The following is an 11,326-nucleotide window of genomic DNA, read 5'->3' on the forward strand; positions in this document are numbered from 1 at the left end:
TGGGCTTAAAGTCACTTTAGGAGTAGTTAGTTAAATGAAACCGTAATGATGTTAGAACATACATTTTCAGTTACACATAATTGGTAATCGTACGATGGTAATGTAGCACCACGTACGTAGTCGCGGTAACGACCTCGGTCAGCAGTAGTATCTACAAGCTCACCATTACGGTAAACACTTAGTGATTCAGCGCCAACACTTTCCCAACTAAGCTCTACACGCATAGTATCAAGGCGAGACTTATTAGCACGTTTTAAGGTGATTTCTAGCTCTACATCACTTACAACAACCGTTTGAGTTGATGTACTTGTATTGCCTTCACTGTCTGTTACCGTTAGTTCTACATCGTAATTACCTGATGCTGCATACACATGCATAGGGTTTTGATCAGATGATGTTGCACCATCGCCAAAGCTCCAGCTCCACTGTGTAATATCGTTATTTGAATCAGTGCTTGAATCAATAAAGTTAACTGTTAAGCCTTGTGTCTCAACGTCAAAACTAGCACGTGGTGGTTGTGGGCTAACTTCGCCAATAGCGCTTAGCGTTAATGACCAGCCATTAATTGTGCCGGTATCGGCTGCAGCAGTATCTTCTACTTGTAGTGTCCAATCGCCTGTAGCAACTTCGCCGTTAAATGATTCAGAAGTAAAGCTTCTAACTATGTCGTCGTTTGAACCACCCACATTGCTTTGTAGCGTTACTTGTGTGCCTTGAGCAGATACTAACTTAACCACTAAGTCGCCTGAGTAAGTATGCGAAATATCTACATCAGCAGTAGTACCAAATACTGTTAAGTCATCAGGAACATTAATTACTGACACTGCACCTACTGGCGAGTTATCAGGAATATCAACACTTGTGTTACTGCTGTAAGTAAAGTCGTTTAAGCCAACAGGTTGAACCATTAATTTAACTGACTGCTCTTTAACAATATCACCAGCTGTAGCTGTTACAGTAAGCTCGTATTCGCCCCACTGAGTGTTAGTATCGGTTTCAACATTTAGCATTACTTCATCGCCTGGGCGCGCTGTAAGCGATGATAAATAAGCGCCGCCTAATGTTGTTGATAACTCAAGCGTTACTTCTTCATCCCATTCGGCAATTGAACCAATTGTAAATGTGTAGTTTGTAGCTTGGCCTGCTTCAATTTGTTGCGTAAGTGGATCAGCTGATATTTTAAAGCCCGGTGTAGGGTCTGCATCAATAAGCGCTTGGTTAACATTAAGACGAGTACCTGCAACCGTTACACCTTGTAGCGCAGCATTTGCATCGCCAGAGTTCATTAGTAAATCTTTCAGCTCTTGAGTACTAAGCTCAGGATTAATTGACAACACTAACGCTGCTGCACCTGCTACATGAGGGGTTGCCATAGATGTGCCAGAGTAAGATGCATAGCTCTCACCTGGTGTAGTAGATAAAATAGCACTACCCGGCGCGCCCATATCAACGCTTGTTAAACCATAATGTGAAAACCATGAAATACCATCGGTTTGATCCGTACTTGCAACCGATAATACACTTGCGTTTTCGTAGTTAGATGGGTAATGCGGGTTAACATCGTTATCAATAGTATCGTTACCAGCTGCGGCTACAAAGAGTAAATCCGCCGCTTCGCTTGATGCAATTGCATCTGCTAGTGCTTGGCTGTAACCGCCACCACCCCAGCTATTATTTAATACGCGTAAGTTAACGCCTGAGTTTTTAAGGCTAACCATGTAATCAATACACTTAATAGCGTCTGATGTTGAGCCATTACCCGCAGCATCTAAAAACTTACAACCAACAAGTGATACTTCATGGTTAACACCTACAACTCCAATACCATTGCCACCACTTGCGCCAATAGTACCTGAAACGTGGGTGCCATGGCCTTCGTCATCCATAGGGTCGCCACTGTCAGTAATGGCATTTATACCATGCACGTCATCTATAAAACCGTTACCATCATTATCAATACCATCTCCTGGTATTTCGCTGCTATTTACCCACATATTGCTAGCTAAATCACTGTGGCTGTAATCAATACCCGTATCAATTACACCTACCACTACATCGCGGCTACCTGTCGAAATATCCCATGCTTCTACTGCATCAATATCAGCGTCTGCTGTACCACCCGTTTGGCCATCATTATTTAAGCCCCAAAGCTCATCAAAACGAGGATCATCTGGGGTACGTGCAATGCTTACTTGGTAATCAGGCTCTACATATTCAATAGCTTGATGAGACTTTAAAAGCGCAATTGCGTCCTTAGTGCTCATTCCCGACACTTTAAACTTAGCTAAGCGACCTGAAAGTAAAGACGTATAGCTGTCATCAAGTTCATCTTTATTTAGATCAGTAATTTTAGCTTTAACTAATGAACGAGCCTGCTTACGCATTTCTTTCGTTGCATTACTTTTATATTTAACAATTATAGAATCACTGCTAGCAGTTACAGATTGCTTTACACCCACATCAGGAACTTTTGCAGCTGCTAAGCACGGAAGTAAGGCAAGAGTAATAATAGATAATTTTGTTTTCATTGTTCTATCCATAGTTTTTTTTGGGTTAGCTTAGATGCTCTAAGCACGTTCTTTCACTATTTCGAGTACAAGGGATCACATGGCATACCCTAAGGAAACAACCAAACTAATCATTTAACAAGTTAAAAAATAAAAACGTTGTTAAAACCAACAATTTTGACCAGTTAAAGTATAAAAAAAACACTAAAGACAGACCTTTTAATGAAATTCACGCAAAGCCATTTACCTAATAAAGGGTCGGAGATTTTTACTGCTTTTAGATTGAATTAATAAAAAACCTCAACAACCGCACCATAACCCACTGAAAAATAAAAATTAAAAAATTGGTAAAAAATGATGATTTCAGAAAATACATTTGAGGAATACAGTAATTGGGTACTTAATAATTAACAGTTATTAAACGTAAGTTAAAAATAATGACAAAGCGTTTAGTGATAATTATTAACTACATCGAAAAATTTTACTTTAAGAGCTTTTCAAGCGGATCACAAAACATTATATCGGCACGGCATGCTGACACAGCAAATACCTTATAAAACCTATAAAATTTAAGGTGTTTGGTTTTAATATTTCAAGGAGAAAATAATGAAGTTGAACAAATCACTTTTAAGCTGCGCAGTTGCAATTGCAATGGGTACTAGCTTTGCTTCTTATGCAGATACTAACAACAAATCAGCATCAAGCTCAGAACTTGCTACCAACGTTTCTATAGCAAGTGTTGAAAACTCAATGACTCTTATCCAAACTTTTAATGAAAATACTGCACTACTTACACAAGATGGTGATAGCAACACCATGCTTGTAACAACAACCGGTAATAATAACGAAACTGAAGTTGTGCAGAGCCAATTTGGTAATTATGCTGAAGTAATCACCACAGGTGACAACAACTTACAAGTATACAGCCAAGATGGCGTTGCTAATGGTTTTATCTCTGAAGTGACTGGTAATAATAATATGTTATTTGTTTCACAATTTGGCCAAGGCTTTTTTGTAAATAATGAAGCGATTAATATTGTAACTGGTGATGATAATATCATTGATGTTGAACAAGGCACTGGTGGTCACTGGTTCTACAACATGGATATGCAAGGTAACGCAAATGAAATTACCTCACTGCAAACCGGTGAATGGCATGAAGCAGAAATTACGATGCTTACAGGCGACGAAAATACTCTTGATTTAGTTCAAGACGGTTATTGGAGTACCTTTAAAGTAAGTAGTTTACAAGGCAATGACAACGAGCTTGAAGTTGAACAAGTAGGTGATCGTAATGCTGTAGCATTTAGTGCAATTTCTGGTGATGCAAATGAAATTGAAATTGAGCAAGATGGCTTAACTAATGCGGTAACGTTTGCAACTGTAATTGGGGACGACAACCAAATAGATTTAGATCAAGAAGGTTCACTTAACACAATTGAATCAAACTTATTTGAAGGTTCTAATAATGAGGTTTCAGCAACACAAGTTGGCGCTGAAAACTTAATGACAGCCGATTTAATTGGTGACAACAACGAACTAACTTCAATGCAAAACGGTGATTTAAACGAAGCCTACATGGGTGTAATTGGTTCAGACAATGAATTTACATCAGCCCAAATAGGTGATTTAAACTCGATTCACTTAGCTAACTTTAACGGCTCTGGCAATGATGTTGATTTAGTACAAGCTGGCGATGAAAATGCCGTACTTGTTCAATCTTCATACCCAGATGTAACGCTTACATCTAACGATAATGACATCGATATTGCTCAAGACGGCTCTCAAAATGAAGCAATTGTTACCCTTGCTGGCATTTTAGATAGTAATAATAACCAAATTGATATTGCACAAAGTGGCACGTTAAACCTTATTGATATGATGGTTGAAGGCAATAACCACAGCATTGATATTTCACAAACAGGTGAAGGTAACTGGGTTACTGGCGTTGAACAATCAGCATTTTTAGTTGGTGGTGAAAACGTATCGTTTAGTGTTACTCAAATTGGTAACGACAATATTGTTGAAGGCTCAGTAATTGGCTTTGACAGCACTGTATCTGTTACCCAAATTGGTGATGGAAACGCAGCAACAATTACTCAAATGTAATTGTTGAGGTGGGGAGAGCGATCCTCTCCCCTTTTTAAATTATGAAAAAAAATATTAACTTTAATCGTTACCTACTCACACTTTTCCTATGTTTTTCTGGGGCAACTCATGCTGCGGATGAACTAGAAATAGATGGCTTATTACTTGATAGAAGTATTAGCCGCTTTGGTCATCAATTTTATTATGAATTTTCAAACTACTGGCGAGATCTCCCTTCAACAGCTGGTTTTAATATTGAAATAAAAGAAACCGTAATACCAAAAGCGGGTACACAACTTTCTTTAATAATGAATAATCAACTCGTTTACGCGACTTATTTAGGTCGCAGATTAGAACCCCTCGATGAACGTGTTGAGCAAGCTGTTTATACAGTAATAGATGCAATGGCTCGCTCAAACATGGCTGCATCAACACCAGATATGGCTAAAGATGGATGGTAAAATGAAAAAAATAGCCCTTATAATAATAACAATATTAAGCTTTTCAGCTTCCGCGACTGAAATAATTTACACCCCAATAAATCCAAGCTTTGGTGGTAATCCACTCAATGCAAATATGCTGCTGAGCAAAGCACAGGCTCAAAATAAGCACAAGGCTCCGGTAATCGAAAAAGGTTATGCTGAACAATTTCAAGACTCTTTAGAGCGCACTTACTTAAACCGCATGGTAAGAGAAATTACAGATATGGCTTTTGGTGAGGATATTGAAGATAGTATTTTTAATCAGGACTCAATTTTTATGAGTGGTGATTATCAAATTGAAGTTATAACCAGCACAACCGATTCTATTACAGTAAAAATAACAAACATATTAGATGACTCTGTTGTGATCATTGAAGTACCGAGGTTTGGATAATGTATAAACTACTAATAACAATAACATTACTGGGTTTGAGCGGCTGTACAAGTTTAGGTAAGCTTATTCCACCATCACAGCAAAAAGCAATTAGCCTAGAGCCAACTGAATTATTTGCAGACTTAAAAAACTTACCAAAACCTGTTGGCAGCATTCCGGTATCGGTCTACTCATTTAGAGACCAAACAGGTCAATATAAACCACAAACTAACGTTAGTTCGTTTTCGACTGCCGTTACTCAAGGTGCTAATTCAATACTCGTACAAGCACTGCATGAATCTGATTGGTTTACACCTGTTGAGCGTGAAGGTTTACAAAACATTTTAACTGAGCGAAAAATCATTCGTGCAGGCCAAACTGATAACCCTAACCAGGCTGAGTTACCTCCACTTACCACAGCTAAAATCATTTTAGAGGGCGGTATTATAAGCTATGACACCAATGTGAAAACGGGTGGGTTAGGTATGGAATACTTTGGTATAGGCGCATCTGAGCTTTACCGTGAAGATGCTATTTCAATTTATCTACGCGCTGTGGATGTTCGTACAGGTCAAGTGTTGCTTAGTGTGGCCACCAGCAAAAAAGTATTAAGCCAAGAGATGCGTGCAGGCTTTTTTAGATACGTAAGCTACAAACGTCTAGCTGAAGCTGAAGCCGGCTTTAGTGACAACGAACCTATGAGTATTTGTGTAACTCAGGCAATAGAAAAAGCACTGACAGACCTTATAACAAAAGGCATTGATAAAGGCTTATGGGCTAAAAAAGTGAGCTAATTACACAGGCCGTCATAACAAATAAAAAAGGCTACTAACAGTAGCCTTTTTTATAGGAGAAATTGAGATTATATATGCTATTTATTTAGCCATTGGTAATAAAACAGAAACGTAACGCTGAGCCCAATTCGCAAGTTCTACCCTGTTACGTGAGTTAGTTTTTTTAAACGCACTGTACAAATGTGTTTTTACAGTGTGGTCGCTAATGTTGAGCTTATCAGCAATTGTATTGTTACTCGCACCTTGTGCAATTAAATGAATAACGGACTTTTCTCGCTTTGTTAAATGATCGTAATCGTCCTGCTTTAATTCAATGTCGTCATGTAGGTTATTAAATGATGATGCCACGGCTAAAATGTCGTTAAAAGCTTTTGAAATTACTTTACGCGTAAACCAAAGCTCGCCAGTATCAACACGAACTAACCCTTTAAAAATATCTTCTGGCGCATCAGATTTATAAAAAACACCATTAAAATGGTTAAGCAATAAGTTTTGCTCGCACACATCTTCTTTATCAACATTAAAGATAACAACACTATGGTGTTTAGCTAAACAAATAAGGTCTGCGGGAATGAGATCTTGCCATTTGCTTTTAGCACCATCTATTAAAAACAAATCATAATTTGCACGCTGCTCAGCTTTAGGAATAACATCGTCCATTTTAATATCACCAAACAAGGCCTGTAGTGTTCTTAAAATAGCTGTGTAGTTGTGTGAATGAAAAGATGATTGAAATGTAGTTTTTACGAATACTGAGTTTTTATGGGGCATAAATTTCGTCCTTGAAACATTTACACTACATTACCTAAATCAAATACAACTTACAATGAGATTTTGGTATTAAATAAAGTTATCGTTTCTCATCCTAAAACAGATAAAAACCTATTAAATCAATACATAACCTGCATTACTTTTGTTTTAACAATTTTTTGTAAGATAAATAACAGATCGGATTAGTAGTTTAGTAATTTATAAAATCGAGTCGTTACGCCATTAGTCCAACCAAAACCCTGCTGTACTTGATATTCACCACCACCGGCTAAAACCGCTGGTGTGCACACATTGTATTTTTCGAGTAAGCACTTATTTACTGCAAAATTTTGCTCAACCATATTTACCCAATTTTGCATTATATGTGTACTCAATTGAGTAATACCGTAGTTATTAAGCCCTTTTACCGCAAGCCATTGGAGTGGAGCCCAACCATTTGGACTATCCCACTGCTGAGGCGTTTGAGTAATAGTTGTAACAATGCCACCCTCTTTTAAAAATTCATTGGCTAATATTGTAGCTACCTTGATTGCTTGCTCATTACTGGCTAAATTAACAAATAAAGCAGTAGTTGCCGCTGCACTAAGTATTGGAGATTGAGTCGTTGTACGGCAGTTATAATCAACAAAAAAACCGGTTGGTTCATTCCAAAGGTAAGTATTAATAAGTGCCTTGCGATTGCTGGCAAGTAATTGGTAATGCTCTGCTTGTTCACTATTGCCGAGCAATTGAAAGAATATGCTTAATTGATTCTCTAAGTTATACATAAGGCAGTTTAAATCTATAGGAACAATATCAGTTGTTTGAATAGAGCTTAGTAAATTAGACTCACCAAGCCAACGAGAACTAAAGTCCCAACCCGACTCACATGCAGCGCGAATATTACGATAAAAATCAGATTTTTTCTCCTTCGCCAACCCTTCCGCTAGCGCTAAATCTTCACGCAATGACTCTGCTCTTGGCTCACTTACATCGTCCCAATAACGATTTAAAACACCACCACAAGGCATTCTTACTACCCGCTTTGAGCCCAATAAATCACTCGAAAGCAACTGCGCGTCTTGCATCCAAAATATATATTCTTTTTCAAGTGCTGCAACACACATAGCAAGCCATTGCGCATTAAGTGATTTGCTATGCGTATGTTCCCATAATAACTCGACCATGAGTGCTAAAACCGGTGGCTGCGAGCGTGATAAATAATAGCGACGGTTACCATTTGGAATACAACCATAATCGTTAATTAAATCGACAAAGTTAAGTAGCATATCTTCAACTACATCACCTTTATCTGCATCGATTAAGCCCAATGCTGTAAAATAACTATCCCAATAGTAAATCTCTTGAAAGCGCCCGCCAGGCACAATATAGCTGTGCTTTAGTGCTAGTAATGAATCTTGCTTCGGGGTATCCGCCTCTCTTCTAAGGCCACTCCATAACGAGTCTATATAATGTTTAACCGATGACGTATCAGCCTCAGTGCCCATTGCTAGCACTGGAGAAGTAATAAAGTGTGCGTTTACAAACTCACTAAGCTGCGTATTAGTTAAAGGCGCTAATTGTTCATACCTTTTACATGCACTTTGCCAATTAACACGCGCAATTGCATCTGCGAATGTTTTACAGTCGCTAAATACATGCTGCATTTGAACATCTTTAAATAATTGGCTGTCAAAAAAACTCATAACTTTCCTTACTGTTAAGCTGTCGTTGCGTGTTGTGAGATAGCGTCGGTTCGTTTTTTGAAAAAAATCACGCTAATAAAAATCAAACTAATGGGAACCAAAGAAAGGTAAAACGCATGCTGGCCACTAAAGTGCTCAAATACATAACCAGTTATTATTGAGCCTGTTGTTCCACCAAGTGCTGAAAAAACTACAATTAAGCCAGTCATAGCGGCATGACGATGTTTTTCAAGAGCGCTGAGCATAACTGAGTTAAGTACCGGATAAATAGGCCCCATGAAAAAGCCAATCAACGGTAAAATAAATGCAGCAAGTGGTGCATCAAATAAGCTAATTACTGTATTTTCAGTAACATTCTCAGTAAGCGGTAGGGTAATAAGTATGAGGCCGGCCATCGCAATTAAACAACTGCTCAATACAACAAACCAGTGAATGTGTTTAAGTACTTGCCCTGCGACTAAGCGCCCAAATGCAAGTGCCGCAGCAAAAATACTGGCCAGCTGAATACTAATAGCTATAGGAAGTTTTAAAACTTCATTATTGAATGTGGGTAGCCAAGTACCTACGCCCTGCTCAATTAATACGTATAAAAAAGCACTAATTATAAATATGAGTACCAACGGTTGATATGTTAGCTTAAGCATGGCGATAAAATCGAACCAACAGGAGCGTTTAGTTTTACTTATAATGGCGGGCTTTATAGGCGCAGCAATTACGCTCGCTATAACGATTAGGGCCAGAGCTGCTAGCAAGTAATAAACGTTGAGCCACGCGGTTGAATCGTTTGGATCTATAAAAGCAGTAAAAATCCAATAGCCACTTAACACACCAACCATGAAAATGCCCTCAATGGTGTTTAACAATGAAGAGTGGCTATTTGCATCATCTGTCACTTGGCCGATAATAGAGTAAACCGACACTTTAACCACAGCAAAGCCACAACCAATGGCGGCAAATAAAATTTTAAACGCATAAAAGTCACTAATTAAAGCCGTACTTACACAAGCAAGGGCAACAACAGTAAGTGCCCCAAGCATGGCCAGTTTATAGCCTAGGCGAGGAATAAACGAAGCCACTACAAATGACATTATCGCAATGGATAAATCTTTAAACCCCTCAAGCACTGAAGCTTCTGTTTTACTTACCCCAAGGGTATTTATTGCCTGCAAAATAACGGTGCCCACGCTATTTAACAAAATAGCGAAAATAAAGTAACTTGCTGCAATTGCCAGTGTGACTTTTGTTTTACTCATAATTGCCCTCGCTTTACAGCGTTATTTAAACGCTATAACGACCTTTATTGTATGCCCATAACGAGTGCATACACAGTGTGTGTTTATATCAGTGAGGTTTGAGTTTAGTTTAGAATAGCCCTTAATGCAATCGTTTGCATTTTAAATTTAACATTAACTCAACATGATTTATAAACTATCTTTTACTTGATTGGCGGGTAATCAGTTCAATATCAATTACTTGTGATTCAACTTTTTCACCAGCTAGTTGCTGCATCAACTTTTGAACTAATAGCGTGGCTGCGTACTGTGTGTTTTGTCGGATAGTTGATAATGAAGGGTGGCTAATGTCGGCCATAGCAATATCATCAAAACCTACTAGAGCGACATCATTAGGAATGCTTACATAACGCTCTTTTAAGGCTTTCATGGCACCTAAGGCAACCATATCACTACATGCAACTATAGCATCAAAATAAAGGCCTTTTTCACGCAGTAATTGGTTAATTGATTGATATGCTGAGCTACTTGTAATATCAATAGATACAACATGTTGCTCTAATTTATGGGATGCTAATGCGGCAGAGTACCCTCTATGACGCTCACTAATTTCACCATGTTCTGGGTCGCCTAAAAATACAATGTTTTTAGCTCCGTGCTCTATTAAATGCGTTGTTGCTTGCAAGCCTCCCAAGTAATTGTCACTTCCTACAATGGGGTAGTTGCTAGGTGTTTTAGGGTCTCCCCATACCACCAGCGGAATACCTGCGTTAGCTGCATTTTCTATATTGGTTTGGTTTTTACCTTGACCTACAACAATAATACCGTCTGCACGGCGGCTATTAATAAAATAATTAGCCCAATCGTCTTGCGCCATGATTGAATTAGATAGTAAAAGCTCTAACCCTTGCTGATTAAGTGCAAGATTAATTTCGCTCACTACTTTAAGTAAAAACGGATCGCTAATCGACTGCTCTGTTTGTTCGTCAAGGTTAATTATAACCGCAACTACATTGGTTTTTTGTGTCCGCAACCGACTTGCAGCCGTATTAAGGCTAAAATTATGCTCTTTAGCTAAGCGCTGAAGTTTATCGCGGGTTTCTTGCTTAATTAGCGGATTATCATTAAGCGCACGCGAAACTGTAGAGGTAGACACGCCTGCTATTTTCGCTAAATCAGTTAATTTAATTTTTTTGTTATTCATGATCTTCCTAAATAGTCGCTTACCACTGATCAATACAATTATCTAACTCGCTGACAATATAGCATTATTATTTTTTGCTGGCGCGAACAACGACCTAAAAAGTGTTTAACATATAAATAAGCTCAATAAATAAACTATATAAATTCATAAATAATTTACAAATAAATATTGCAAACGTTTGCATTTATCT

The 11,326-nt window shown here is 38.3% G+C and carries 9 protein-coding genes; 4 read left to right on the forward strand and 5 right to left on the reverse strand.

Annotated features, from left to right (window positions below; translation table 11 throughout):
- Window positions 1–26: 26 nt before the first annotated feature.
- Entirely contained in the window at window positions 27–2,528 is a 2,502-nt protein-coding gene (locus tag H5089_RS06145; RefSeq protein ID WP_154902977.1) for a S8 family serine peptidase, read from the reverse strand.
- 585 nt (window positions 2,529–3,113) lie between these two features.
- Between H5089_RS06145 and H5089_RS06150 the strand changes: the two genes are divergently transcribed.
- The 4 genes from H5089_RS06150 to H5089_RS06165 are packed head-to-tail and all read left to right on the forward strand — an operon-like array spanning window position 3,114 to window position 6,244.
- Window positions 3,114–4,616, forward strand: a complete 1,503-nt coding sequence (locus H5089_RS06150) for a curlin (RefSeq protein WP_182711755.1) — start codon at window positions 3,114–3,116, stop codon at window positions 4,614–4,616.
- Window positions 4,617–4,657: 41 nt separating this feature from the next.
- Window positions 4,658–5,056, forward strand: a complete 399-nt coding sequence (locus tag H5089_RS06155; RefSeq protein WP_024595596.1) for a curli production assembly/transport protein CsgE — start codon at window positions 4,658–4,660, stop codon at window positions 5,054–5,056.
- Window positions 5,046–5,471: a curli assembly protein CsgF gene (locus H5089_RS06160; RefSeq protein ID WP_024595597.1), complete on the forward strand. Its 426-nt coding sequence runs from the start codon at window positions 5,046–5,048 to the stop codon at window positions 5,469–5,471. Before H5089_RS06155 ends, H5089_RS06160 begins: the two co-directional genes overlap by 11 nt.
- Window positions 5,471–6,244, forward strand: coding sequence for a CsgG/HfaB family protein (locus H5089_RS06165; protein ID WP_182197166.1), 774 nt, complete (start codon window positions 5,471–5,473; stop codon window positions 6,242–6,244). Before H5089_RS06160 ends, H5089_RS06165 begins: the two co-directional genes overlap by 1 nt.
- 81 nt (window positions 6,245–6,325) lie before the next feature.
- Here the strand turns inward: H5089_RS06165 and H5089_RS06170 are convergent, their stop codons facing one another.
- The 4 genes from H5089_RS06170 to H5089_RS06185 all read right to left on the reverse strand — a co-directional run bounded on the left by H5089_RS06170 (window position 6,326) and on the right by H5089_RS06185 (window position 11,136).
- A complete protein-coding gene (locus H5089_RS06170; RefSeq protein WP_024595599.1) occupies window positions 6,326–7,015 on the reverse strand; it encodes a LuxR C-terminal-related transcriptional regulator in 690 nt (229 codons plus the stop codon).
- A 182-nt stretch (window positions 7,016–7,197) separates the two neighbouring features.
- A complete protein-coding gene (locus H5089_RS06175; protein ID WP_182711756.1) occupies window positions 7,198–8,700 on the reverse strand; it encodes a trehalase family glycosidase in 1,503 nt (500 codons plus the stop codon).
- Window positions 8,701–8,714: 14 nt separating this feature from the next.
- Window positions 8,715–9,953: a sugar MFS transporter gene (locus H5089_RS06180; protein ID WP_182711757.1), complete on the reverse strand. Its 1,239-nt coding sequence runs from the start codon at window positions 9,951–9,953 to the stop codon at window positions 8,715–8,717.
- A gap of 175 nt (window positions 9,954–10,128) precedes the next feature.
- The gene (locus tag H5089_RS06185) at window positions 10,129–11,136 is read right to left on the reverse strand and encodes a LacI family DNA-binding transcriptional regulator (protein WP_182711758.1); all 1,008 of its coding nucleotides are present in this window, start codon (window positions 11,134–11,136) and stop codon (window positions 10,129–10,131) included.
- Between the last annotated feature and the right edge of the window lie 190 nt (window positions 11,137–11,326).

It is taken from the genome of Pseudoalteromonas sp. SR45-1 (genome assembly GCF_014163655.1).
In the GTDB taxonomy this organism is placed as follows: Bacteria; Pseudomonadota; Gammaproteobacteria; order Enterobacterales; family Alteromonadaceae; genus Pseudoalteromonas; species Pseudoalteromonas distincta.